The 25,005-nt window shown below is 54.8% G+C and carries 21 protein-coding genes; 20 read left to right on the top strand and 1 reads right to left on the bottom strand.

Annotation, left to right across the window (positions count from 1 at the left end):
• The first annotated feature begins 160 nt into the window (after nucleotides 1-160).
• Nucleotides 161-832 (top strand): quorum sensing response regulator transcription factor QseB, encoded by a 672-nt coding sequence (gene qseB / locus IAI47_RS00340; protein WP_008926366.1) that lies wholly within the window; start codon nucleotides 161-163, stop codon nucleotides 830-832.
• Nucleotides 820-2,175 (top strand): quorum sensing histidine kinase QseC, encoded by a 1,356-nt coding sequence (gene qseC / locus IAI47_RS00335; RefSeq protein ID WP_078805084.1) that lies wholly within the window; start codon nucleotides 820-822, stop codon nucleotides 2,173-2,175. The genes qseB and qseC overlap by 13 nt, the downstream gene beginning before the upstream one ends.
• A gap of 15 nt (nucleotides 2,176-2,190) precedes the next feature.
• On the opposite strand, the gene kup is transcribed toward qseC, so the two are convergent.
• Nucleotides 2,191-4,059 carry a low affinity potassium transporter Kup gene (kup, locus tag IAI47_RS00330; protein WP_008926368.1) on the bottom strand — a complete coding sequence of 623 codons (1,869 nt, stop codon included), beginning with the start codon at nucleotides 4,057-4,059 and terminating at the stop codon, nucleotides 2,191-2,193.
• Between the two features lie 291 nt (nucleotides 4,060-4,350).
• Here kup and ravA point away from each other — a divergent pair, with 291 nt between their 5' ends.
• The 18 genes from ravA to glmS all read left to right on the top strand — a co-directional run bounded on the left by ravA (nucleotide 4,351) and on the right by glmS (nucleotide 24,892).
• Nucleotides 4,351-5,847 (top strand): ATPase RavA, encoded by a 1,497-nt coding sequence (gene ravA / locus IAI47_RS00325; RefSeq protein ID WP_033743354.1) that lies wholly within the window; start codon nucleotides 4,351-4,353, stop codon nucleotides 5,845-5,847.
• Entirely contained in the window at nucleotides 5,844-7,304 is a 1,461-nt protein-coding gene (viaA, locus tag IAI47_RS00320) for an ATPase RavA stimulator ViaA (RefSeq protein ID WP_008926370.1), read from the top strand. The genes ravA and viaA overlap by 4 nt, the downstream gene beginning before the upstream one ends.
• Before the next feature lie 71 nt (nucleotides 7,305-7,375).
• Nucleotides 7,376-9,514, top strand: coding sequence for a 5-histidylcysteine sulfoxide synthase (gene ovoA, locus IAI47_RS00315; RefSeq protein ID WP_008926371.1), 2,139 nt, complete (start codon nucleotides 7,376-7,378; stop codon nucleotides 9,512-9,514).
• Nucleotides 9,515-9,617: 103 nt separating this feature from the next.
• Entirely contained in the window at nucleotides 9,618-10,079 is a 462-nt protein-coding gene (asnC, locus tag IAI47_RS00310) for a transcriptional regulator AsnC (protein WP_003849496.1), read from the top strand.
• A 154-nt stretch (nucleotides 10,080-10,233) separates the two neighbouring features.
• Entirely contained in the window at nucleotides 10,234-10,674 is a 441-nt protein-coding gene (gene mioC, locus IAI47_RS00305; protein ID WP_008926372.1) for an FMN-binding protein MioC, read from the top strand.
• Between the two features lie 432 nt (nucleotides 10,675-11,106).
• Complete coding sequence (mnmG, locus tag IAI47_RS00300) at nucleotides 11,107-12,996, top strand: tRNA uridine-5-carboxymethylaminomethyl(34) synthesis enzyme MnmG (RefSeq protein ID WP_003849500.1); 1,890 nt, start codon at nucleotides 11,107-11,109, stop codon at nucleotides 12,994-12,996.
• A 47-nt stretch (nucleotides 12,997-13,043) separates the two neighbouring features.
• Complete coding sequence (gene rsmG / locus IAI47_RS00295) at nucleotides 13,044-13,661, top strand: 16S rRNA (guanine(527)-N(7))-methyltransferase RsmG (RefSeq protein ID WP_003849501.1); 618 nt, start codon at nucleotides 13,044-13,046, stop codon at nucleotides 13,659-13,661.
• Between the two features lie 690 nt (nucleotides 13,662-14,351).
• The gene (gene atpI / locus IAI47_RS00290) at nucleotides 14,352-14,732 is read left to right on the top strand and encodes a F0F1 ATP synthase subunit I (protein WP_003849503.1); all 381 of its coding nucleotides are present in this window, start codon (nucleotides 14,352-14,354) and stop codon (nucleotides 14,730-14,732) included.
• 8 nt (nucleotides 14,733-14,740) lie between these two features.
• Complete coding sequence (gene atpB / locus IAI47_RS00285; RefSeq protein WP_003849506.1) at nucleotides 14,741-15,559, top strand: F0F1 ATP synthase subunit A; 819 nt, start codon at nucleotides 14,741-14,743, stop codon at nucleotides 15,557-15,559.
• 105 nt (nucleotides 15,560-15,664) lie between these two features.
• The gene (atpE, locus tag IAI47_RS00280) at nucleotides 15,665-15,904 is read left to right on the top strand and encodes a F0F1 ATP synthase subunit C (RefSeq protein WP_003849523.1); all 240 of its coding nucleotides are present in this window, start codon (nucleotides 15,665-15,667) and stop codon (nucleotides 15,902-15,904) included.
• 107 nt (nucleotides 15,905-16,011) lie between these two features.
• Complete coding sequence (gene atpF, locus IAI47_RS00275; RefSeq protein ID WP_003849528.1) at nucleotides 16,012-16,482, top strand: F0F1 ATP synthase subunit B; 471 nt, start codon at nucleotides 16,012-16,014, stop codon at nucleotides 16,480-16,482.
• Nucleotides 16,483-16,496: 14 nt separating this feature from the next.
• Nucleotides 16,497-17,030, top strand: coding sequence for a F0F1 ATP synthase subunit delta (atpH, locus tag IAI47_RS00270; protein ID WP_003849530.1), 534 nt, complete (start codon nucleotides 16,497-16,499; stop codon nucleotides 17,028-17,030).
• A 14-nt stretch (nucleotides 17,031-17,044) separates the two neighbouring features.
• Entirely contained in the window at nucleotides 17,045-18,586 is a 1,542-nt protein-coding gene (gene atpA / locus IAI47_RS00265; RefSeq protein ID WP_003849532.1) for a F0F1 ATP synthase subunit alpha, read from the top strand.
• Nucleotides 18,587-18,638: 52 nt separating this feature from the next.
• Nucleotides 18,639-19,505, top strand: coding sequence for a F0F1 ATP synthase subunit gamma (gene atpG / locus IAI47_RS00260; RefSeq protein WP_003849534.1), 867 nt, complete (start codon nucleotides 18,639-18,641; stop codon nucleotides 19,503-19,505).
• Nucleotides 19,506-19,535: 30 nt separating this feature from the next.
• On the top strand, nucleotides 19,536-20,933 hold the full coding sequence (gene atpD, locus IAI47_RS00255; protein WP_008926373.1) for a F0F1 ATP synthase subunit beta: 1,398 nt from the start codon (nucleotides 19,536-19,538) through the stop codon (nucleotides 20,931-20,933).
• A gap of 24 nt (nucleotides 20,934-20,957) precedes the next feature.
• Nucleotides 20,958-21,377 carry a F0F1 ATP synthase subunit epsilon gene (locus IAI47_RS00250; RefSeq protein ID WP_008926374.1) on the top strand — a complete coding sequence of 140 codons (420 nt, stop codon included), beginning with the start codon at nucleotides 20,958-20,960 and terminating at the stop codon, nucleotides 21,375-21,377.
• A 160-nt stretch (nucleotides 21,378-21,537) separates the two neighbouring features.
• Nucleotides 21,538-22,908 (top strand): bifunctional UDP-N-acetylglucosamine diphosphorylase/glucosamine-1-phosphate N-acetyltransferase GlmU, encoded by a 1,371-nt coding sequence (gene glmU, locus IAI47_RS00245; protein ID WP_008926375.1) that lies wholly within the window; start codon nucleotides 21,538-21,540, stop codon nucleotides 22,906-22,908.
• Between the two features lie 154 nt (nucleotides 22,909-23,062).
• Nucleotides 23,063-24,892 (top strand): glutamine--fructose-6-phosphate transaminase (isomerizing), encoded by a 1,830-nt coding sequence (glmS, locus tag IAI47_RS00240; RefSeq protein WP_008926376.1) that lies wholly within the window; start codon nucleotides 23,063-23,065, stop codon nucleotides 24,890-24,892.
• The last annotated feature ends 113 nt before the right edge of the window (nucleotides 24,893-25,005 follow it).

Genomic DNA, 25,005 nt, shown 5'->3' with positions numbered 1-25,005 from the left:
GTGTACCTCTTTTCAGTGGTGTTTTCGGTTTGAATACGCCCAGTTGACCACAGAGTTCTTAACAGCTTCTTAAGCGTTAAAAATAAGCGATTTTCGCCGAAATCAGCTGTACACCAGGGAAGTTGCTTCGTATAAAGCGCTATCGGAACAGGGAGACGTGATGCGTATTTTACTGATTGAAGACGATCGCTTAATTGGCGACGGTATCAAAGCGGGGCTAAGTAAGCTGGGCTTTAGCGTTGACTGGTTTATGTCTGGTGAGTCCGGCTTTAACGCGCTGGAGGCCGCACCCTGGGATGCGGTGATTCTGGATCTTTCACTGCCCGAGCGGGATGGACTCGATATCCTGCGGGAGTGGCGACAGCAGGGCAACGATGTGCCGGTACTGATACTGACCGCCCGCGATGCGCTCGATCAGCGGGTCAAAGGCCTGCAGCTGGGCGCTGATGACTATCTATGCAAGCCTTTTGCCTTAACCGAAGTGGCCGCTCGCTTACAGGCGCTGATCCGCCGCCGTCACGGCCAGCTGCAGCCCGAACTCCGTCACGGTAACGTGGTGCTGATCCCCGGCAGCCACAGTGTGATGCGCGAGGGTGAGACGATTGCGTTGAAAAGTCGTGAACTGGCGCTGCTGGAACTCTTTATGCGCAATCCAAGCCGGGTGCTGACGCGTAGCCAGCTGGAAGAGAAGCTCTACAGCTGGGACGCCGACGTCTCCAGCAATGCGGTGGAAGTGCATATCCATCATCTGCGTAAAAAGCTGGGCAGCACATTTATCCGCACGTTGCATGGCGTCGGTTATACGCTGGGGGCCGCCGAATGCGATCAATGAGTCTGTTTCTGCGGCTGGGCATCGGTTTTGTGCTGCTGCTCGGCCTCTGCTGGGCCAGTGCCAGCCTGAGTGCCTGGCATCAGACGCGTGAAACCCTGGATGAGCTCTTTGATACCCAGCAGATGCTGCTGGCTAAGCGTCTGCTGACGCTGGATTTCTCCTCGCTGGACAATACCACACTGCCCAGAACCAAAGAGATGCTGCGCCACCATCGTGGCGAACAGGATGATGATGCACTGGCCTTTGCTGTCTTCACGCGTGACGGCAGGCAGGTGATGAATGATGGCGACAACGGCCGTTATCTGCCGTTTGAGGCGGAGCATCAGGGATTTCATGAAGGGCAGCTCACCAATGACGACGATAGCTGGCGATTTGTCTGGCTGACCACGCCTGATAAGCAGTTCCGGGTGGTGGTGGGCCAGGAGTCGGAATACCGCGATGACATGACGCGGGATCTGATGAAGGCCAGCATGTTGCCCTGGCTAATCGCGCTGCCTTTAATGTTGCTTCTGCTTATCGGTCTGGTCTGGTCTGAACTGCGGCCGCTGAAGACGCTGGCAAAACAACTGGCGCAGCGTTCGGCCGATGATGATACGCCGCTACAGGCAGACCGCGTGCCAAAAGAGGTGCAACCGCTGATGGTCGCGCTCAATGGTCTGTTCAGCCGCATTAGCGCCATGATGCAGCGTGAACGCCGCTTTACCTCCGATGCCGCGCATGAACTGCGCAGTCCGCTGGCCGCGCTGCAGGTGCAAAGCGAAGTGATCCAGCTGACTGCAGATGACGAAGTCATGCGAACCCATGCGCTGCAGCAGCTGGATGCCGGGATTGTCCGCGCAACGCGGCTGGTGGATCAGTTGCTGACGCTCTCGCGGGTTGAAGCCGATGATGTGCGCAGCGCCTTCGAACCTGTGTCGCTGAAACGCACGGTGCAGGAGACGCTCGCCGCACAGCTGCCTCTGGCGGACAAAAACGGTGTGACGCTGCGCCTTCTCGCAGAGGCCGATCCGCTGATTCAGGGGCATCCGCTTTTACTGTCACTGCTGGTGCGGAATCTGCTGGATAACGCCATTCGCTACACGCCAGCAGGCAGTGAAGTTGATGTGCGGTTGCAGGCAAACAGCCTGTCGGTGGAGGATAATGGCGAGGGTCTGAGTGCAGCGGATCTGCAACGGCTCGGAGAACGTTTCTGGCGACCGCCGGGCCAGGAGAAGAGTGGTAGCGGGCTGGGATTGTCGATAGTCCGCAACATTGCCCAGTTGCACGGAATGCAGGTCACCTTCAGCCAGCGATCCGGCGGCGGATTATGCGTCACGCTGCGCTGGTCAGCGCCCGCCCCGTAAGGCGGACGCTGCAGATCAAATCTCGACCTGAGTGCCCAGCTCGATCACCCGGTTTGGGGGGATCTCAAACTGGTCTGGCGCACGGAGCGCATTGCGCTGCAGCGCCAGGAAGAGTTTGCCGCGCAGGCGCAGATACCACGGACGTTTGCCGATAATCAGCGATTCATGTGACATGAAGAACGACGTCTCCATCATGCGGCAGTTAAGACCTTCCAGACCGCAGCGGTGGAAAATCTCCTCGACGTTTGGCGTTTCGCGCCAGCCGTAGCTCGCCACCACGCGCCAGAAAGTCGGCGACAGCTGCTCAATAGTGACGCGACGCACGTTGTGCACGTAAGGCGCATCTTCAGTTCGCAACGTCAGCAGCACCACCCGCTCATGCAACACTTTGTTATGCTTGAGGTTATGCAGCATGGCAAATGGAATCACATTCAGTGCACGTGACATATAGACCGCCGTGCCCGGTACGCGAACCGGCGGCGATTTCTCCAGTGACGCGATCATTGCCTCCAGGGAGTTGCCATGTTCGTGCATACGGCGCAGCAGGCGGAAACGCTCGCTTTTCCACGTCGTCATAATGATAAACATCACCAGGCCGAGACAGAGCGGCAACCAGCCACCGGAGAAGATTTTCACCAGGTTGGCGGTAAACAGCGGCACGTCAATGCAGAGCATTGATACCAGGATGACGGCAACCGCCAGCTTGTTCCAGTGCCAGTTTTTAACCGCCACGGTGCAGGAGAGCATCGCCGTCAGCACCATGGTGCCAGTCACCGCAATACCGTAGGCGGCAGCCAGATTACTTGAATGCTCAAAGCTGATAATCACAATCAGCACCGCGAAATAGAGCACCCAGTTGATTACCGGAATATAAATCTGACCCGATTCACGCTCAGAGGTGTGGATGATGCGCATACCTGGCAGATAGCCCAGTCGCACCGCCTGACGCGTCAGCGAGAAGACACCAGAGATCACCGCCTGCGAGGCGATAACGGTGGCCAGGGTCGCCAGAATCAGCATTGGGATCAGCGCCCATTCCGGCGCCAGCAGGAAGAAGGGGTTTTTAATCGCTTTAGGGTCGCTGAGTAACAGCGCACCCTGACCAAAATAGTTCAGTGCCAGCGACGGCAGTACCACCGAGAACCAGGCCAGTCGAATCGGCACTTTACCGAAGTGCCCCATATCGGCATAGAGCGCTTCAACCCCGGTAATCGCCAGCACCACCGCGCCAAGCGCGAAGAATGAGACAGATTTATAGTGCACGAAGAATTCGACCGCATAAGCGGGATTCAGCGCATGCAGCACTTCCGGATTTTTCATGATGCCGCTGACCCCAAGGATCGCCAGCACAAGGAACCAGACCAGCATCACCGGCGCGAAGAGTTTGCCCACCATGCCGGTGCCATGTTTCTGAATCGCAAACAGCAGCGTCAGCACCGCAATCGACATCGGCACGATAAAAGGATCCAGCGACGGCGCGGCAATCTCCAGGCCTTCAATAGCGGACATCACCGAAATGGCTGGCGTGATCACCACTTCCCCATAGAAGAAGCTGCCCCCAATCAGGCCCATGATCACCAGTACTGCCGTGGCCCGCGCACCGGTATGGCGTCCAGCCAGCGACATCAGTGTCAGTATCCCGCCTTCACCGGCGTTGTCGGCACGCATCACATAGCTGATGTATTTCAGTGAGACCACCAGCACCAGCAGCCAGAAAATCAGCGACAGAAAGCCAAACACCGCTTCCCGCTCAACGCCGAAGCCAAACTGTCCGGAGAGACATTCACGCAAGGTATACAGCGGACTGGTGCCGATATCCCCGTAAACAACACCAATGGCGGCCAGCGTTAATCCGCGAAGTGACTGCTTATTATCCGAGCTCATAGAGTTATCTTTTGTTGGAGTCTAAGAGGCGCGAAAACCCCTCGCTCAGGCCATCAAAAAGCGCACAGTATGCACGGTTTAGCGAAAATTCCTATACCCGCTTCGCCTCGCTGGCAGGGTAACGGGGTCACTTCTGGCGATAAAGCGTTAATTAGCGTTGCTTTTAATCCAGGCAAACCTTCTGAAACAAAAAAGCTGACAGCTATCAACGCTTTCACGCATGATGATCTATAGAGTAAAGCGCTTGCTTAAGCGCGGCGGCCCGACGATCGTAAGGACAGTGAAGTGATTATGGCTCAACCCCATCTTTTGGCAGAAAGAATTTCTCGCCTCAGCAATGCGTTAGAAAAAGGATTGTATGAGCGGCATCATGCCATACGCCTTTGCCTGCTCGCGGCGCTGAGTGGTGAAAGTGTGTTCCTGCTGGGACCGCCAGGCATCGCCAAGAGCCTGATTGCCCGTCGCCTCAAATATGCCTTTCAGCACGCCCGCGCTTTTGAATATCTGATGACCCGTTTCTCCACACCGGAAGAGGTGTTTGGTCCGCTCTCCATTCAGGCGCTGAAAGATGAAGGGCGCTATCAGCGTCTGACCAAAGGGTATCTGCCCGACGCCGAGATTGTTTTTCTGGATGAGATCTGGAAAGCGGGGCCGGCGATTCTCAATACGCTGCTGACAGCTATTAATGAGCGCCGCTTCCGCAATGGCGACAGCGAAGAGACCATCCCGATGCGGCTGCTGGTCACCGCCTCCAATGAACTGCCGGAAGCGGATAGCGGTCTTGAAGCGCTCTATGATCGGATGCTGATCCGCCTGTGGCTGGATAATGTGCATGAGAAACAGAACTTCCGCAGCATGCTGACGCACCAGCAGGATGAGCACACCAATCCGGTCGCGGAGTCCCTGCGCATCAGTGATGAAGAGTATGCACAGTGGCAGCTCGGCATCAGCCAGGTCAGTCTGCCCGATGCGGTGTTTGAGCTGATTTATCAGCTGCGTCAGCAGCTGGAGAGCCAGCCCGCCGCGCCTTACATTTCCGATCGTCGCTGGAAAAAAGCGATTCATCTGTTGCAGGCCAGCGCCTTCTATAGCGGTCGCAACACCATTGCACCGATAGACCTGATCCTGCTGAAAGATTGTCTCTGGCATGACGTGGCGTCCATGCAACTGCTGGAGCGCGAAATCGACCTGTTAATGACGCAGCACGCCTGGCAGCAGCAACCGATGCTGATGAAACTGCAGCAGATCAAAGCTCGCCGCATGGCCCTCCAGCAACAGCAGAGCATCGCGCAGGCAATCACCCTGGAAAAACACAGCGGCATGTTCAGCCGCAAACCCCATTACGATCTGCCAGAAAGCTTTACCGATGAGCAACTGACGCTGATGCTGCAAAAACCGCTGATGCTGCATGACATGCAGGTAAGTCATCTGGTGATCGCGCGTGATGCCCTGAATCAGTGGCTGCAAAAAGGCGGCGAGGTTCGCGGCAGGCTCAATGGGATTGGCTTTGCGCAGAGCCTGGATTTACACGTGGATGCACAGCATTGTCTGGCTATCCGTGATGTCAGCCTGCAATCGTCGCGCCTGACACTGCCAGGCGTCAGCAGCAGCGAGCCGCTGCCCGGTGAAATCACCGACGCGCTGGATGCACTGGAGAGTGAACTGCGGTCGCAGCGACATCAGTTCAGTCAGCATCAGCGCTGCCTGTTTATCAGTGATGACTGGCTGGCGCGGGTTGAAACCAGTCTGCAGGATGTGGCGGAACAGCTGAAACAGGCGCGTAAATGATCTCAGTGGAGACGCTCAGCACACTGCTCTCAGTGGGGGAAACCGAACTGATTGAAGAGCTGATCATTGCTCTGCTGGCGTCGCCCCAGCTTGCGCTGTTTTTTGAAAAGTTTCCCGGGCTGAAGAAAGCGCTGCTGCGCGATATACCGCGCTGGCGAGCCGAAATCACAGCCGATCTCAAAGCCACACCGGTTCCGGCCACGCTGGCCGAAGAGTTTCAGCTGTTCCAGCGGGTACAACTTCTCAGCGATCGTGACTTCAGCCACCAGCTGAATGCCACACTTCAGGCACTTGAAAGCCTGCCGTCCCCCTTTCTGGATGAAGCTAACCGGCTGCTGCAACATACCGATATCGCTCATCTCAGCAGCGCGCAGCACCAACTTTTTCTGCAGCGCTGGCGGCTGAGCCTGACCTTACAGACGCTGACGCTGAATCAGCAGTTGCTGGAACAGCAGCGCGAACGTCTGCTGGCGGAACTGCAGCAGCGCATGGCACTGAGCGGCCAGCTGGCACCGATTCTGGGCGACGATGATGAAGCTGCCGCGGGTCGGTTGTGGGACATGAGTAAAGCGTCACTGCAGCCTGGCGACTATCAGTTGATGCTGCAATATGGTGACTTTCTGGCTCAGCAGCCGGAGCTGCTGAAACTGGCCCAGCAGCTGGGTCGCAGCCGCGAGGCAAAATCGGTGCCGTCGCAGGATGCCCCGATGGAAGCTTTTCACCATCTGGTGCAGGAGCCTGCGTCCGTGCCGGAAGAGGTCAGCGGCATTCATCAGAGCGATGACGTACTGCGTCTGTTGCCGCCGGAGTTAGCGGCGCTGAGCATCAGCGAACTGGAGCTGGAATTTTATCGGCGGCTGGTCGAGAAACGACTGCTGACCTACAAGCTGCAGGGCGATGCCTGGCATGAAAAGGTGACGATGCGCCCGGCCAGCCACCAGCAACATGAAGAGCAGCCGCGCGGGCCATTCATCGTCTGTGTTGATACCTCCGGGTCGATGGGAGGCTTTAATGAGCGTTGTGCCAAAGCGTTTTGCCTGGCCCTGCTGAAGGTCGCGCTGGCCGATCGCCGTCGCTGCTACATTATGCTGTTTGCTCATGAGGTGATTGGCTATGAGCTGACCGGAGATGATGGGCTGGAGCAGGCGATTCGCTTTCTCAGTCAGCGCTTTCGCGGCGGCACCGATCTGGCGGCCTGCCTCTCTTCTGTTGTTACCCGCATGGAAGGCGCACTGTGGCAGGAAGCTGATGCGGTGATCGTCTCCGATTTTATTGCCCAGCGTCTGCCGGAAGAGGTGATCGGGGCAATCAAAAAGCGTCAGCGACATAATCAGCAACGTTTTCACGCCGTGGCGATGTCGGCCCACGGAAAACCAGGCATTCTGCGCATCTTCGACCATATCTGGCGCTTCGATACCGGCATGAAAAGCCGTCTGCTGCGGCACTGGCGCCGTTAAGTCATCTGACAGAAAAACTTCTTTGCTATAGTAAATTACCGTTTTAATTACTCAGCAATCTGGAGCTTCCTGTGACGCTTGCTCAACCTCACCGCGATTTGCCTGCCCCGACGCGGACGTTATTGCTCTCCGGCCAGAACATAGAACAAAAACGTGCCGAGTTGCTGGCCTATTTTCATCAGACCTGGGAACAGTATGAAAGTCTGTTCACCTGTCTGGCCGATTCAAAGGCCTGGTTTACGAAAGCCATTCCGCTGCGCCATCCATTGATCTTCTATTTTGGCCACACCGCTACCTTTTACATTAATAAGCTGATGGCCGGACGTCTTATTGATGCGCGTCTGGACGATCGCATCGAAGCGATGATGGCGATTGGTGTTGATGAGATGAGCTGGGATGATCTCAACGACAGCCACTATGACTGGCCGACCATTGAGGAAGTCCGTGCATACCGCGGGCGCGTTAAAGCGCTGGTCAGCGATCTGATCCAGACCATGCCGATCACGCTGCCACTCAGCTGGGAGAGCCCGGCATGGGTGATCCTGATGGGGATTGAGCATGAGCGTATTCATCTGGAAACCTCCAGCGTGCTTATCCGCCAGCTACCCGTTGAGTGGGTCAGACCACAGGCCGCGTGGCCGGCATGCCCGATGGCACGCCACCAGCGCGAGGCTGTTCCGGCCAATACCCTGCTGCCGATGCCCGGTGGCACCCTTACGCTGGGGAAAACCGACGACACCTACGGCTGGGATGTCGAATATGGCCGCCAGCAGGTTACGCTGCAGCCGTTCCAGGCGAGCAAAATGCTGGTCAGCAACGCGGAATTTCTGGCGTTCGTTGAGGCTGGCGGTTATCAGGATGCCCGCTGGTGGGATGACGAAGGCTGGGGCTGGTGTCAGTTTGCCAAAGCAGAAATGCCCACCTTCTGGGTCGGCACGCCTGCGATGCCCGATCAGCTTAAACTGCGTCTGATGTGTGAAGAGGTCGCGATGCCATGGGACTGGCCTGCCGAGGTCAATCAGCTGGAAGCGGCGGCCTTCTGCCGCTGGAAAGCGAATCAGACCGGCATGAGTGTTCAGCTCCCCTGTGAAGCGGAGTGGGCTCAGCTACGCGAACAGGTCGCGGGCGATCAGCCAGACTGGGATCGGGCGCCGGGCAACATCAACCTGGCGTACTGGGCTTCCTCCTCGCCGGTCGACCTCTTCGCCCAGGGCGAGTTCTTCGATATCGTCGGTAACGTCTGGCAGTGGACGACTACGCCGACCAATGGCTTTGAAGGCTTCAACGTTCACCCGCTGTACGATGATTTCTCCACTCCGACCTTTGATGGCAAACATTCGCTGATCAAAGGCGGCAGCTGGATCTCGACCGGCAACGAAGCGCTGAAATCAGCCCGCTATGCGTTCCGCCGCCACTTCTTCCAGCATGCCGGTTTCCGCTACGTGGTTTCCAGCCATCTGGAGACGATGGCGCCGAACCCGTATGAATCTGACGCGATGGTGTCGCAGTACCTCGACTTCCAGTATGGCCCGCGCTATTTCGGTGTGGACAACTATGCCGAAAGTCTGGTGAAGCTGGCGCTGGACTACACAACAGCACGTGGCGAAGCCCTTGATATCGGCTGTGCCACCGGACGCGCCAGTTTTGAGCTGGCTCGCCACTTTGAACGCGTCACCGGGATGGACTACTCGGCGCGCTTCATTGATGTGGCGCTGCAGCTGGCCAGCGGCGAAGACTTCCGTTATCTGCTGCCACAGGAAGGCGACCTGGTGGAGTATCGTCAGGTTCGCCTGAAAGATTTCGCACTGGAGAGCGAACTGGCGCAGCGGATTCAGTTTGTTCAGGGGGATGCCTGTAACCTCAAACCTCAGCCTGGCCGTTACGACCTGGTACTTGCCTCCAACCTGATTGATCGTCTGCGCCAGCCTGCGCGCTTCCTGCGTGATGTCACGCCGATGCTGCGTCAGGGCGGTATTCTGCTGCTCTCATCCCCTTATACCTGGCTGGAAGATTTCACACCGAAAGAGAACTGGCTGGGCGGTGTACGTGAGAACGGTGAGGCACTGACGACGCTGCAGGCACTGCAACGTCTGCTGGCGGCCGACTTCGACCTGGTCGATGAACCGCAGGATAAACCGTTTGTGATCCGCGAAACGGCCCGCAAGTTCCAGCATACGCTGGCGCAGGTCACTGTCTGGCGCAAACGCTAAGTGAACCGGCAGCGGCGCCCGTCGCTGCCGGGAGTTGCCTGAACCGTTATTTTGCTGCACATTCACCGTTGTTTACTTAAGCAGACCCATAACGAGGATGGCCATGGCCGAACATCTGCAGCTCGATAACCTGGATCGCGGCATTCTGAATGCCCTGCTGGATAATGCGCGCACCGCTTACGCCGAGCTGGCAAAACAGTTTAATGTCAGCCCGGGCACCATTCATGTGCGCGTGGAAAAAATGAAGCAGGCGGGCATCATCCTGGGAACACGGGTTGATATCGATCCGCGCCAGCTGGGGTTTGATGTCTGCTGCTTTATTGGCATTATCCTTAAGAGCGCGCGTGACTATCCGGCGGCGCTGAGCAAGCTGGATGCGCTGGATGAAGTGGTTGAAGCCTGGTACACCACCGGCCACTACAGCATTTTTATTAAAGTGATGTGCCGCTCAATTGACGCCCTGCAGCAGGTCCTGATCAATAAGATCCAGACCATCGATGAAATTCAGTCCACAGAAACGCTGATCTCCCTGCAAAACCCGATCATGCGCACCATCAAGCCCTGATCCTCTTTTCCTTGTGCATAATCTTATCCCTGACGAATGTGGCGGCTGACAACAGCTGCATTCGCTTCTTCTGATCTATTAACCCTGTTGTCCACAGGTGGATCACCGCTTGATCACAGCGTACAATGCTCGCCTTAATGTCCGGGAGAGCAAGATGGCCGATATTACCTTAATCAGTGGCAGTACTCTGGGTAGCGCAGAGTATGTGGCTGAACATCTCGAAGAAAAATTACAGGAAGCGGGCTTCTCAACCCAGATGCTGCATGGTCCGGCGCTGGATGAGGTGCCGCACGAGGGTATCTGGCTGGTGGTCTGCTCAACCCACGGTGCTGGTGATATTCCTGACAACCTTCTGCCCCTGTTCGAGGCCATCACGGAAAGCAAACCCGATCTCTCGCAGGTGCGGTTTGGTGCTGTCGGGCTCGGCAATCATGAATATGATCTCTTTTGTGGCGCGATCCGCCAGATTACAGCGCTGTTAATTGCTCAGGGTGCCCGTCAGATCGGCGATCGCCTTGAGATCGACGTGCTGGAGCATGAGATTCCTGAAGATCCCGCAGAAGCCTGGCTGGAAAGCTGGAAAAACGAGATCTGAAGGGGGCTGGGGATCGCGAAATAGTCACGATCCCCAGTGGAAGATGCTGATTTTATCCTTTTCCCTCCTTTTATTTTGTGGATAACTACCCTGTTTTGTTGCGTATAACCGGTAGTTATCCAGATAACAACGGGAGAACGATTTTTGAGCTGTGGATAACAGTCCATTTTGATCCCAGCTTATACGGATCAGGATCACCGATCACTCACAGGTAGTGATCCTCTCTATCCTGTTGTTTCTGAGGTGCTTCTGACACATATCCACAGAAAAGCGGGATCCTAATAAGAGATCTAACAGAAAGATCATATACAGATCTAAGATCCTTTCTTTTAAAACCGGACGATCCCGCGGCTTTCACCCCAGACGGAATTTGAGTAGAATCCACGCCCCAGGACGACGATCCTGCAAGTTCATCAACCGAGGTACCACTTCATGTTTTATCAGGATCCTTTTGACGTCATCGTAATTGGTGGTGGTCATGCGGGCACCGAAGCCGCAATGGCGGCAGCCCGAATGGGTCAGCAAACCCTGTTACTCACCCATAACATTGATACGCTTGGACAAATGTCCTGTAACCCGGCGATTGGTGGTATTGGCAAAGGACATCTGGTGAAGGAAGTGGATGCCCTGGGTGGTCTGATGGCCAGCGCAATTGACCAGGCCGGTATCCAGTTTAGGATACTAAACGCCAGCAAAGGCCCGGCGGTACGGGCGACCCGTGCTCAGGCTGACCGCGTGCTCTATCGGCAGGCGGTGCGAACGGCACTGGAGAACCAGCCTAATCTGATGATCTTCCAGCAGGCGGTTGACGATCTCATCGTGGAAAACGATCGTGTGGTCGGTGCCGTCACGCAAATGGGACTGAAGTTCCGTGCCAAAACGGTGGTCCTCACCGTCGGTACTTTCCTTGATGGCAAAATTCATATCGGTCTGGACAATTACAGTGGCGGTCGCGCTGGCGATCCCCCGTCCATTCCGCTGGCAAAACGACTGCGTGCGCTGCCGCTGCGGGTAAACCGCCTCAAGACCGGTACGCCACCGCGTATCGATGCGCGCACCATCGATTTTTCAGTGCTTAGCCCGCAGCATGGCGATGACCCCATGCCGGTGTTCTCGTTCATGGGCAATGCGTCTCAGCATCCACAGCAGGTGCCTTGCTGGATCACGCACACCAATGAGAAAACCCATGAAGTGATCCGCAATAACCTGGATCGCAGCCCGATGTATGCCGGGATCATCGAGGGGATCGGCCCACGCTACTGCCCGTCGATCGAAGACAAAGTCATGCGTTTTGCCGATCGTAACTCACATCAGATCTTCCTGGAGCCGGAAGGGCTGACCAGTAATGAGATCTACCCGAACGGTATCTCAACCAGTCTGCCGTTTGATGTACAAATTCAGATCGTCCGATCGATGCAGGGCATGGAGAATGCAAAGATCGTGCGTCCGGGGTATGCCATTGAGTATGACTTCTTCGATCCGCGCGATCTAAAACCGACGCTGGAGAGCAAGTTTATTCATGGCCTGTTCTTTGCCGGACAGATCAACGGCACGACCGGTTACGAAGAAGCGGCAGCGCAGGGGATGCTGGCGGGTCTGAACGCGGCTCGTCAGTCTGCTGACAAAGAGGGCTGGGCACCGCGTCGCGATCAGGCTTATCTGGGCGTACTGGTTGACGATCTCTGCACGCTTGGCACTAAAGAGCCGTACCGGATGTTTACCTCCCGTGCTGAATACCGTCTGATGCTGCGTGAAGACAACGCCGATCTGCGTCTGACCGAAACCGGCCGTGAACTGGGTCTGGTGGATGATGCGCGCTGGGCGCGTTTCAACGAGAAGCTGGAAGCGATTGAACAGGAGCGTCAGCGTCTGCGGGATATCTGGGTTCATCCAAAGTCTGAGCACGTGACCGAAGTGAACACGGTTCTCAGCGCGCCGCTGACCAAAGAAGCCAGCGGTGAAGATCTGCTGCGCCGTCCTGAGCTGACCTATCTGAAGCTGATGACACTGGATGCCTTTGGTCCGGCTCTGGCTGATGAGCAGGCCGCTGAGCAGGTTGAGATTCAGGTCAAATATGAAGGTTATATTGCGCGTCAGCAGGAAGAGATTGATCGCCAGCTGCGTAATGAGAACACACTGTTGCCAGTGGAGCTCGACTACCGCCATGTGAACGGGCTGTCGAATGAGGTGATCGCCAAACTGAACGATCACAAACCCGTGTCAATTGGTCAGGCGACACGTATCTCCGGCATAACACCGGCGGCGATCTCAATTCTGCTTATTTATCTGAAAAAACAGGGTCTGCTGCGTAAAAGCGCCTGATCTGAAACGGGGCGTGGCGACACGCCCCCGCTGAATGGAATTATGTTGTGATCAACACACTCACATCGCTGCTAAAGGCAGCCAGTATTTCCCTCTCCGATCAACAAAAACAGCAGCTGGTTGCCTATGTCGGCCTGCTGGATAAGTGGAACAAAGCCTACAATCTGACATCTGTGCGCGATCCTGAGCAGATGCTGGTCCGTCATATCCTCGATAGCATCGTGGTGGCACCGCATCTGAAAGGCTCACGTTTTATTGATGTGGGAACCGGTCCCGGACTGCCGGGTATTCCGCTGGCTATCGTAATGCCTGATGCGCACTTTACGCTGCTCGACAGTCTGGGCAAACGGGTGCGCTTTCTGCGTCAGGTTCAGCATGAGTTAGGACTCACTAACATTACTCCGGTCCAGAGTCGGGTTGAAGCGTTCCCGGCTGAGCCGCCTTTTGATGGCGTTATCAGCCGTGCATTTGCGTCACTGACCGATATGGTGAACTGGTGTCATCACCTGCCAGGAAGGGAAGGGCGCTTCTTCGCGCTTAAAGGCGTGCGTCCGGACGATGAAATTGCGGAATTACCGGCTGGCTATGTTTCTGATGACGTCATTAAGCTGCAGGTGCCGCAGCTGGAAGGTGACCGTCATCTGGTCATCATTCGTCATCAGTAGCCCTTCAGTTAGCAGGGGCTTTTATCAGGGTTCTGATGAAAAAAGTGCAGATAATGCGCTATCGATAAAAGATTTTGTTTAAGCCCTGGCGGAATGAAGGTTAAAAACAGCGACGGAAATTATCCGAAAAGCTCTGTTACATTTAACGATTGGTTCACATTTAATTATCAGAAATATCACTTGTATAGGTGGGCCGCGGAATAAAAGTAGTCACGCCAGAAAATATATCGCGGTAATAACTTTGCGTGCGTAATATCAATTTCACGTTTCTTAAGCATACTTCGATGTCAATAGCGTGTTTTTGATGAAAATAGACTTGCACACGCAATTTTATAATTTCAAGACAATGATTTTTAAGGCTTAATCTGTTTTACAGATTGTTCTTAAATAGGTTGAAGATAAAACTCAGTGTAGTGTGAGTGCTTATTATGTGATCTAAAGCACGCTTTAAAAGCAAGTTGCGCGTGAAATTTCAGTCAGATTAGTGCGAATCTCCGCAGGGTAATCTTTGGAAAAATAGCCCTCCGGAAAGAAATTTAAATAATTGTTCACCTTTTCGCTACTTACCGATTGAAATCGCAGGTGCGGCCCGTATAATTTGCACGGCTTTTGCTGCTTGACTCAACTGCGCAAAGGCAGTCTTATACGACACGCGACATACCCCTAACGGGGCAGGAGAGTATCAGCGTCATGTCAGTGTCTCTTTACAGTTTAAAATTCGCCCGAACGGTGCTGATGATTCAGCTGGTGACGATAGTCATCATCGGCGCACTCTTTACTGTTAAAGATGTCACCTGGGGTGTCTCTGCTCTTGCGGGTGGAGCGGCAGCCTGGCTGCCAAACGTAATGTTTTTGTTTTTAGCCTGGCGCCTGCAGGGGCAATCCCCCACTTCGGGGCGAGTCGCGTGGAGCTTCGCTTTAGGTGAAATAGCTAAAGTGTTTGCGACCATCATTTTGCTCATTGTGGCGTTGGGTCTGTTCGGCGCGGTTTTCTGGCCGGTCGGAATAACCTGGTTATCGGTGCTGGTGGTACATATTCTGGCACCGGCGGTAATTAACAACAAAGGGTAAGAGGCATCATGGCTGCAGGAGAAATCTCTACTCCGCAAGAGTACATTGGTCACCACCTGACACATCTTCAGTTGGACCTGCGTACCTTCGAGTTAGTGAATCCGCACGACGCTCCCGCGACGTTCTGGGTATTAAATATCGATTCCATGTTTTTCTCTATGGTGCTGGGAATCATCTTCCTGGTGTTGTTCCGTAGCGTGGCGAAGTCTGCCACCAGCGGTGTGCCAGGGAAAATGCAGGCGGCTATCGAACTGGTTGTCGGTTTCGTTGATAGTAACGTGCGCGACATGTATCACGGTAAGAGCAAACTTATCGCCCCGCTGGCTCTGACAATTTTTGTCTGGGTCTTCCTGATGAACTTCATGGATCTGCTGCCAATCGACCTGCTGCCATATATTGGTGAGCATGTGTTGGGGTTACCGGCGCTGCGCGTCGTACCGTCTGCAGACGTGAACATCACGCTATCTATGGCGTTGGGCGTATTTATTTTGATTCTGTTCTACAGCATCAAAATGAAAGGCATTGGCGGCTTCACGAAAGAGCTGACGCTGCAGCCTTTTAACCACCCGATCTTCATCCCGATCAACCTGATTCTGGAAGGTGTGAGCCTTCTGTCTAAGCCTGTATCACTGGGTTTACGACTGTTCGGTAACATGTATGCGGGTGAACTGATCTTTATCCTTATTGCCGGTCTGTTGCCGTGGTGGTCGCAGTGGGTGCTGAATGTGCCGTGGGCCATTTTCCACATCCTGATCATTTCGCTACAGGCTTTCATTTTCATGGTCCTCACGATCGTCTATCTGTCGATGGCATCTGAAGAGCATTGATTTTTTTCTCAACACTACTTTCCCGCTTGATTCCGGGTGGCAGCGCACAACGCTGAGGCCCGGAAGATTAAGGGAGCATTTAACTGAAACAAACTGGAGACTGTCATGGAAAACCTGAATATGGATCTGCTGTACATGGCTGCCGCTGTGATGATGGGCCTGGCGGCAATCGGTGCTGCGATCGGTATCGGCATCCTCGGAGGAAAATTCCTGGAAGGCGCTGCTCGTCAGCCTGACCTGATTCCTCTGCTGCGTACGCAGTTCTTTGTTGTAATGGGTCTGGTGGATGCAATCCCGATGATCGCTGTTGGTCTGGGTCTGTACGTGATGTTTGCTGTCGCCTAAAGCCCTGTGTTCACTCAGCGCACAATGTGCAAGGGTGAACGGATTCTGCCGCTTATCACGTTGATAACGGCAGAAAAGTTAAATACTCAATCTAGAGGCATTGTGCTGTGAACATTAATGCAACAATCCTCGGCCAGGCTATCGCGTTCATCCTGTTTGTCGCGTTCTGCATGAAGTACGTATGGCCGCCGCTGATGGCTGCTATCGAAAAGCGCCAGAAAGAAATTGCTGAAGGCCTTGCTTCTGCTGAACGTGCCAAGAAAGATTTGGATCTCGCGCAGGCTAATGCGACCGACCAGCTGAAAAAAGCCAAAGAAGACGCTCAGGTCATTATCGAGCAAGCGAACAAGCGTCGCGCGCAGATTCTGGATGAAGCCAAAACCGAAGCTGAAAACGAACGTAATCGCATCGTGACACAAGCGCAGGCTGAAATTGACGCCGAGCGTAAACGTGCACGTGAAGAACTGCGTAAGCAGGTTGCGTTGCTGGCTATGGCTGGCGCCGAGAAGATCATCGAACGCTCCGTGGATGAAGCTGCTAACAGCGACATCGTTGATAAACTGGTCGCTGAACTGTAAGGAGGGAGGGGCTGATGTCTGATCTGATTACTGTAGCTCGCCCCTACGCCAAAGCAGCTTTTGACTTTGCTGTTGAGCATCAAAGTATAGAACGCTGGCAACAGATGCTGGCGTTTGCCGCAGAAGTGGCTCGCAATGAACAGATGGCTGATCTTCTCTCAGGTGCATTAGCCCCTGAAGCGCTGGCAGCGTCGTTTAACGCAGTCTGTGGTGATCAACTGGATGAACCCGCACAGAACCTGATTAAGGTGATGGCGGAAAACGGACGTTTGACAGCGCTTCCGGCTGTACTGGCTCAGTATATCGAACTGCGTGACGCTCATGAAGCCACCGCTGAAGTCGATGTTATTTCCGCCAGTACGCTGAGTGACGACCAGCTGAATAAAATCAGCGCCGCGATGGAAAAACGTCTGTCACGCAAAGTTAAGCTGAATTGCAAAATTGATAAGTCTGTGATGGCAGGCGTGATCATCCGTTCGGGTGATCTGGTTATTGATGGCAGCGTACGCGGCCGTCTTGACCGTCTGGCTGACGTCTTGCAGTCTTAAGGGGACTGGAGCATATGCAACTGAATTCCACCGAAATCAGCGAACTGATCAAGCAGCGCATTGCTCAGTTCAATGTCGTGAGTGAAGCTCACAACGAAGGTACGATTGTTTCTGTAAGTGACGGTATCATCCGCGTACACGGCCTGGCCGATGTCATGCAGGGTGAGATGATTGCCCTGCCGGGTAACCGTTACGCTATCGCCCTGAACCTCGAGCGTGACTCGGTTGGTGCAGTGGTGATGGGTCCGTACGCTGACCTCGCCGAAGGCATGAAGGTTAAGTGTACTGGCCGTATTCTTGAAGTACCGGTAGGCCGTGGCCTGCTGGGCCGCGTCGTGAACACCCTGGGTGCACCTATCGACGGTAAAGGCGCAATCGACAACGACGGTTTCTCACCGGTCGAAGTGATTGCACCTGGCGTTATCGATCGTCAGTCAGTCGACCAGCCGGTTCAGACCGGTTATAAGTCGGTCGATGCGATGATTCCAATCGGCCGTGGCCAGCGTGAGCTGATCATCGGTGACCGTCAGACCGGTAAAACCGCGATGGCGATCGATGCGATCATCAACCAGCGTGACTCAGGCATCAAGTGTGTCTACGTTGCGATTGGTCAGAAAGCCTCAACCATCTCTAACGTGGTTCGTAAGCTGGAAGAGCATGGCGCACTGCAGAACACCATCGTTGTTGTGGCGTCTGCTTCTGAATCTGCTGCACTGCAGTATCTCTCTCCGTACGCAGGTTGTGCGATGGGCGAATACTTCCGTGACCGTGGTGAAGATGCGCTGATCGTATACGATGACCTCTCCAAGCAGGCTATCGCTTACCGTCAAATCTCTCTGCTGCTGCGCCGTCCACCAGGCCGTGAAGCATTCCCTGGCGACGTGTTCTATCTCCACTCTCGTCTGCTGGAACGTGCATCACGCGTAAGCGCTGATTATGTTGAGCGTTTCACCAATGGCGCAGTGACAGGTAAAACCGGTTCACTGACCGCGCTGCCGATCATCGAAACCCAGGCGGGCGACGTTTCTGCGTTCGTTCCGACCAACGTAATCTCGATTACTGATGGTCAGATCTTCCTGGAATCGAACCTGTTCAACTCCGGTATTCGTCCGGCTGTTAACCCAGGTATTTCGGTATCCCGCGTAGGTGGTGCTGCACAGACCAAGATCATCAAGAAACTGTCCGGTGGTATCCGTACCGCGCTGGCACAGTATCGTGAACTGGCGGCGTTCTCGCAGTTCGCCTCTGATCTGGACGATGCAACCCGCAAACAGCTGAGCCATGGTCAGAAAGTGACCGAGCTGCTGAAGCAGAAACAGTATGCGCCGATGTCTGTCGCGCAGCAGGGTCTGGTTCTGTTCGCTGCAGAGCGTGGCTACCTGAACGACGTTGAACTGGCAAAAATTGGCAGCTTCGAAGCTGCGCTGCTGGCCTTCGCCGATCGCGACCACGCTGAGCTGATGGCTGAAATCAACCAGTCGGGTAACTTTAACAACGATATCGAAGCGAAGCTGAAAGGCCTGATCGATACGTTTAAAGCAACCCAGTCCTGGTAATGTCTGGCGGCTTGTCTGAAAAGGCAGGCCGCAAGGCTTTGAGGAGAAGCTAATGGCCGGCGCAAAAGAGATACGAAGCAAGATTGGAAGCGTGAAAAACACGCAGAAGATCACCAAAGCGATGGAAATGGTCGCCGCCTCCAAGATGCGTAAAACGCAGGAACGCATGGCGGCCAGCCGTCCGTATGCAGACACCATGCGCAAAGTGATTGGTCACCTTGCGTTGGGTAATCTGGAATACAAGCACCCTTACCTGGAACAGCGCGACGTGAAGCGCGTCGGCTACCTGGTCGTTTCTACAGACCGCGGGCTTTGTGGTGGTTTGAACATTAACCTGTTCAAAAAATTACTGGCGGATATGAAGTCCTGGTCCGATAAAGGCGTGCAGAGCGATCTGTCGATTATCGGTTCAAAAGGGGCGTCATTCTTCAGTGCAGTAGGTGGCAACATCGTGGCGCAAGTCAGCGGCATGGGCGATAAACCTGCCCTGTCTGATCTGATTGGCCCGGTAAAAGTGATGTTGCAGGCGTATGATGAAGGCCGCATCGACAAACTGATGATCGTCAGTAACAAGTTCAATAACACCATGTCTCAGACTCCGACCATCACCCAACTGCTGCCGTTAGCGCCAGCGGAAGGTGAAGAAGAGATGAAGGCGAAGACCTGGGATTACCTGTACGAACCCGATCCGAAAGCGCTGCTGGATACCCTGCTGCGTCGTTATGTCGAATCGCAGGTTTATCAGGGTGTGGTGGAAAATCTGGCCAGTGAGCAGGCCGCACGTATGGTAGCGATGAAAGCCGCAACCGATAACGGCGGAAATCTGATCAAAGAGCTGCAGTTGGTTTACAACAAAGCTCGTCAGGCCAGCATCACCCAGGAACTTACCGAGATCGTCTCGGGGGCCTCCGCGGTTTAACCAGGTTTGGAATTAGGTAGAGGATTCAAGATGGCAACTGGAAAGATTGTCCAGATTATCGGCGCCGTTGTTGACGTCGAATTCCCTCAGGACGCGGTACCGCAAGTGTACAGCGCCCTCGAGGTTATGAATGGTGATGCGCGTCTGGTGCTGGAAGTACAGCAGCAGCTGGGCGGCGGCGTAGTACGTACCATCGCAATGGGTACGTCTGACGGCCTGAAGCGTGGTCTGAACGTCAACGACCTGCAGAAACCGATTCAGGTACCGGTCGGTAAAGCGACTCTGGGCCGTATCATGAACGTTCTCGGCGAGCCAATCGATATGAAAGGCGAGCTGAAAGAAGAAGATGGCAGCGCAGTAGAGATCGCCTCTATTCACCGCGCAGCGCCTTCTTATGAAGATCAGTCTAACTCGCAGGAACTGCTGGAAACCGGCATCAAGGTTATCGACCTGATGTGTCCGTTTGCCAAAGGCGGTAAAGTGGGTCTGTTCGGTGGTGCGGGTGTAGGTAAAACCGTCAACATGATGGAACTGATCCGTAACATCGCAGCTGAACACTCAGGTTACTCAGTGTTTGCTGGTGTGGGTGAGCGTACTCGTGAGGGTAACGACTTCTACCACGAAATGACTGACTCAAACGTTATCGACAAAGTTGCTCTGGTCTATGGCCAGATGAACGAGCCGCCGGGTAACCGTCTGCGCGTAGCCCTGACCGGTCTGACCATGGCGGAAAAATTCCGTGATGAAGGCCGCGACGTTCTGCTGTTCATCGATAACATCTACCGTTATACCCTGGCCGGTACAGAAGTCTCTGCACTGCTGGGTCGTATGCCATCTGCGGTAGGTTACCAGCCAACGCTGGCAGAAGAGATGGGTGTGTTGCAGGAGCGTATTACCTCCACCAAGACCGGTTCAATCACTTCCGTACAGGCCGTTTACGTCCCTGCGGATGACCTGACTGACCCGTCACCAGCAACCACCTTTGCGCACTTAGACTCAACGGTAACGCTGAGCCGTCAGATCGCATCTCTGGGTATCTACCCGGCCGTTGACCCACTGGACTCTACCAGCCGTCAGCTGGATCCGCTGGTTGTTGGTCAGGAACACTATGATGTTGCGCGTGGCGTTCAGTCACTGCTGCAGCGTTATCAGGAACTGAAAGACATCATCGCCATCCTCGGTATGGATGAGCTGTCTGAAGAAGACAAACTGCTGGTGGCACGTGCGCGTAAGATTCAGCGCTTCCTGTCTCAGCCGTTCTTCGTTGCGGAAGTATTCACCGGTTCACCGGGTAAATACGTTACGCTGAAAGACACTATCCGTGGCTTTAAAGGCATCATGGAAGGTGAGTTTGACCACCTGCCAGAGCAGGCCTTCTACATGGTTGGCGCCATCGAAGAAGCCGTGGAAAAAGCGAAGAAACTGTAATAACGGTTTCCCGGGAGGAAGATTATGGCTATGACTTATCACCTGGATGTGGTCAGCGCAGAGGAGCAGTTGTTCTCTGGTCTGGTACAGAAGATTCAGGTGTCAGGTAGCGAAGGTGAACTGGGGATTTTCCCTGGCCATGCGCCGCTGCTGACTGCCATTAAGCCTGGAATGATCCGTATCGTGAAACAGCACGGCGAAGAGGAGTATATCTACCTCTCTGGCGGCGTGCTGGAAGTGCAACCAGGCAGCAGCACCGTTCTGGCCGATACCGCGATTCGCGGTACCGATCTGGACGAAGCGCGCGCGCTGGAAGCAAAACGCAAAGCAGAAGAGCACATGAACAGCAGCCATGGTGACGTGGACTATGCTCAGGCCTCTGCCGAGCTGGCGAAAGCCATTGCTAAACTGCGCGTGATCGAACTGACCAAAAAAGCGATGTAATCCAGCTTTATGCGTCACGAAATGCCAGCCCTCGGGCTGGCATTTTTTTTGCCTGCGGCGCCCGATCTGCCTGTCCGCCTAATTTCGGCCTGAGAAAAATGTAGTAATCTCAACCTCAAACCGTTTTACTTTCATCCGTAAAAATTCACTCAGGATAGTTATGTCTAACAGTGCGATGAGTGTGGTGATCCTTGCAGCTGGCAAGGGCACCCGTATGTATTCCGATCTGCCTAAAGTTCTGCATACGCTGGCAGGCAAACCGATGGTTCAGCACGTCATTGATGCCGCCAAAGGGCTGGGCGCACAGCATGTGCATCTGGTTTATGGTCATGGCGGCGATCGCCTGAAAGCGACCCTCACTGACAGCACGCTTAACTGGGTGCTGCAGGCCGAGCAGCTCGGCACCGGCCATGCCATGCAGCAGGCTGCCCCTGCTTTTGCAGATGATGAAGATATCATGATGCTCTATGGCGACGTGCCGCTGATCACGCAGGCGACATTGCAGCGTCTTCGCGAAGCAAAACCGCAGGGCGGCATCGGCTTACTCACCGTGGTACTGGATGACCCTACCGGCTATGGCCGCATTGTGCGTGAAAACGACACCATCACTGGCATTATCGAACAGAAAGATGCCAGCCCGGCGCAGCTCACTATTAAAGAGATCAACACCGGCATTCTGATCGCCAACGGTGGCGACTTAAAACGCTGGCTGGCGCAGCTGACCAACAACAATGCGCAGGGTGAGTATTACATCACCGATATTATCGCGCTGGCGCATCAGGAAGGCCGGGTGATCAACGCGGTCCATCCGGCACGCATCAGTGAAACGGATGGTGTCAATAACCGGCTGCAGCTGGCGACATTAGAACGCACTTTCCAGGCTGAACAGGCGGAAAAACTGCTACTGGCCGGCGTAATGCTGCGCGATCCGGCCCGTTTTGATCTGCGTGGAACGCTGACCCATGGACGGGATGTTGAAATCGACACCAACGTCATTATTGAAGGCCAGGTCACGCTGGGCTCGCGCGTCAAAATTGGCGCAGGCTGCATTATCAAAAACAGCGTGATTGGCGATGACTGTGAAATCAGCCCCTATACGGTGATCGAGGATGCTAATCTCGCCACCGCCTGTACCGTTGGGCCTTTTGCCCGTCTGCGTCCTGGCAGCGAGCTGGCGCAGGCCGCCCACGTGGGTAACTTCGTCGAAATGAAGAAAGCGCGTCTGGGTAAGGGTTCGAAAGCGGGTCACCTCTCCTACCTGGGTGATGCAGAGATTGGCGACAACGTGAATATCGGTGCAGGCACGATCACCTGTAACTACGATGGCGCGAATAAATTTAAAACTGTGATTGGCGATGACGTGTTTGTCGGCTCGGATACGCAGCTGGTGGCACCAGTCAATGTCGCGCCAGGCACCACCATCGCGGCAGGTACTACCGTTATGAGGGATGTGCCTCAGGCTGGTCTGGTTTACAACCGCAAAGAGCAGAATCACAAAGCGGACTGGCAGCGTCCGGTGAAGAAAAAATAAATTTTTTAACGGCCCGCTTTATGCGGGCCGATGCAGTGCAGTGCCAAAACTATAATCCCCACTCTCTACAAGGCTCGGGGAACCGGCAAAGCCGGATATCAGGTCGCATGACAACAGAAGTGGCGAAAAGCCATGTAGTCAGGAAAACATCATTATGTGTGGAATTGTTGGTGCAGTAGCACAACGCGATATCGCAGAAATTCTGCTGGAAGGTCTGCGTCGTCTTGAATATCGCGGATATGATTCGGCCGGTCTGGCCGTGGTCGATCGTCAGGGGCACGTCACGCGCCTGCGGCGGTTAGGAAAAGTGCAGAAACTGGCTGAAGCCGCTGAACAGCAGCCGCTGATTGGTGGCACCGGCATTGCGCACACGCGCTGGGCAACACACGGTGAGCCATCGGAAGCGAATGCGCATCCGCACATCTCAGAGCACATCATCATCGTGCACAACGGCATCATTGAAAACCATGAGCCATTGCGCGCTGAACTGATTGAGCGCGGCTACGTTTTTGCCTCAGAAACCGACACCGAAGTTGTGGCACATCTGGTTCACTGGGAGCAGAAGCAGGGTGGTTCGCTGCGTGAAGTGGTGTTGCGGGTGATCCCGCAGCTGCGCGGTGCCTATGGCATGGTGATCATGGACAGTCGCGATCCGTCACTGCTGGTGGCGGCCCGTTCCGGCAGCCCACTGGTGATTGGTCGGGGGATGGGTGAAAACTTTATCGCCTCGGATCAGCTGGCCCTGCTGCCGGTGACCCGTCGGTTCATCTATCTGGAAGAGGGTGATATCGCCGAGATCAGTCGTCGTGATGTCACGATTATTGACCGTGAAGGCAACACCGTGACGCGTGCCGAGATCGAATCAAACCTGCAATATGATGCCGGTGACAAAGGTATTTACCGTCACTACATGCAGAAAGAGATCTACGAACAGCCGATGGCGCTGAAAAGCACCCTCAGTGGCCGGTTCAGCCAGGGGCAGGTTGACCTCAGCGAGCTGGGCGCGGGCGCAGAAGCACTGCTGAGCCAGGTGGAGCATATCCAGATTATCGCCTGCGGCACCTCCTACAACTCCGGCATGGTATCACGCTACTGGTTTGAGTCGCTGGCTAACCTGCCCTGCGATGTGGAGATCGCCTCCGAGTTCCGCTATCGCAAGTCAGCAGTGCGCAAAAACAGCCTGCTGATCACCCTGTCGCAGTCGGGTGAAACGGCAGATACCCTGGCGGCGCTGCGTCTCTCTAAAGAGCTGGGCTATCTGGGCTCGCTGGCGGTCTGTAACGTGGCCGGTTCGTCACTGGTGCGGGAATCTGACCTGGCATTGATGACCAAAGCGGGCACCGAAATTGGCGTCGCCTCCACCAAAGCATTCACTACCCAGTTAGCGGTGCTGCTGATGCTGGTGGCGAAACTGGGCCGTCTGAAAGGCATGTCTGCCGAGACTGAGCATGAGATCGTTCATGCACTGCAGGCATTGCCGAACCGGATTGAGCAGATGCTGGCGCAGGATAAGCTGATTGAGAATCTGGCAGAAGGCTTCTCTGACAAGCATCACGCGCTGTTCCTGGGACGTGGCGATCAATACCCGATTGCCATGGAAGGGGCGCTGAAGCTCAAAGAGATCTCCTATATTCATGCGGAAGCCTACGCGGCAGGCGAGCTGAAGCATGGCCCGCTGGCGCTGATTGATGCGGACATGCCGGTGATCGTGGTGGCACCTAACAATGAACTGCTGGAGAAGCTCAAATCCAACATCGAAGAGGTACGCGCTCGCGGCGGCCTGCTCTATGTGTTTGCGGATCAGGATGCGGGCTTCAGCGACAGTGACGGCATGAAGATTATTCCGTTACCGCACGTTGAAGAGGTGATTGCCCCCATCTTCTACACCGTGCCGTTGCAGTTACTCTCCTATCACGTTGCCCTGATCAAAGGGACCGACGTCGATCAGCCACGTAACCTGGCAAAATCGGTTACCGTGGAATAACCTGGTGGGCCCCGTCGCGGGCCCACTTCATTCCGGCTCTCTGTCATATAACTGTCATATTTCGTACATTTCACTGTCATCAAACTGTCCTATTTTCCCTCCTGCAGCAATCA

The organism is Pantoea sp. MT58, assembly GCF_014495885.1.
Classification (GTDB): Bacteria; Pseudomonadota; Gammaproteobacteria; order Enterobacterales; family Enterobacteriaceae; genus Pantoea; species Pantoea eucalypti.
This window is presented reverse-complemented; position numbering and strand designations above follow the sequence as displayed.

Excerpts from the sequence above, each read along its gene's own strand:
- qseB (WP_008926366.1), top strand. The coding sequence starts at position 161 with ATGCGTATTTTACTGATTGAAGACGATCGCTTAATTGGCGACGGTATC.
- qseC (WP_078805084.1), top strand. The coding sequence starts at position 820 with ATGCGATCAATGAGTCTGTTTCTGCGGCTGGGCATCGGTTTTGTGCTG.
- kup (WP_008926368.1), bottom strand. The coding sequence starts at position 4,059 with ATGAGCTCGGATAATAAGCAGTCACTTCGCGGATTAACGCTGGCCGCC.
- ravA (WP_033743354.1), top strand. The coding sequence starts at position 4,351 with ATGGCTCAACCCCATCTTTTGGCAGAAAGAATTTCTCGCCTCAGCAAT.
- viaA (WP_008926370.1), top strand. The coding sequence starts at position 5,844 with ATGATCTCAGTGGAGACGCTCAGCACACTGCTCTCAGTGGGGGAAACC.
- asnC (WP_003849496.1), top strand. The coding sequence starts at position 9,618 with ATGGCCGAACATCTGCAGCTCGATAACCTGGATCGCGGCATTCTGAAT.
- mioC (WP_008926372.1), top strand. The coding sequence starts at position 10,234 with ATGGCCGATATTACCTTAATCAGTGGCAGTACTCTGGGTAGCGCAGAG.
- mnmG (WP_003849500.1), top strand. The coding sequence starts at position 11,107 with ATGTTTTATCAGGATCCTTTTGACGTCATCGTAATTGGTGGTGGTCAT.
- atpI (WP_003849503.1), top strand. The coding sequence starts at position 14,352 with ATGTCAGTGTCTCTTTACAGTTTAAAATTCGCCCGAACGGTGCTGATG.
- atpB (WP_003849506.1), top strand. The coding sequence starts at position 14,741 with ATGGCTGCAGGAGAAATCTCTACTCCGCAAGAGTACATTGGTCACCAC.
- atpE (WP_003849523.1), top strand. The coding sequence starts at position 15,665 with ATGGAAAACCTGAATATGGATCTGCTGTACATGGCTGCCGCTGTGATG.
- atpH (WP_003849530.1), top strand. The coding sequence starts at position 16,497 with ATGTCTGATCTGATTACTGTAGCTCGCCCCTACGCCAAAGCAGCTTTT.
- atpA (WP_003849532.1), top strand. The coding sequence starts at position 17,045 with ATGCAACTGAATTCCACCGAAATCAGCGAACTGATCAAGCAGCGCATT.
- atpG (WP_003849534.1), top strand. The coding sequence starts at position 18,639 with ATGGCCGGCGCAAAAGAGATACGAAGCAAGATTGGAAGCGTGAAAAAC.
- atpD (WP_008926373.1), top strand. The coding sequence starts at position 19,536 with ATGGCAACTGGAAAGATTGTCCAGATTATCGGCGCCGTTGTTGACGTC.
- IAI47_RS00250 (WP_008926374.1), top strand. The coding sequence starts at position 20,958 with ATGGCTATGACTTATCACCTGGATGTGGTCAGCGCAGAGGAGCAGTTG.
- glmU (WP_008926375.1), top strand. The coding sequence starts at position 21,538 with ATGTCTAACAGTGCGATGAGTGTGGTGATCCTTGCAGCTGGCAAGGGC.
- glmS (WP_008926376.1), top strand. The coding sequence starts at position 23,063 with ATGTGTGGAATTGTTGGTGCAGTAGCACAACGCGATATCGCAGAAATT.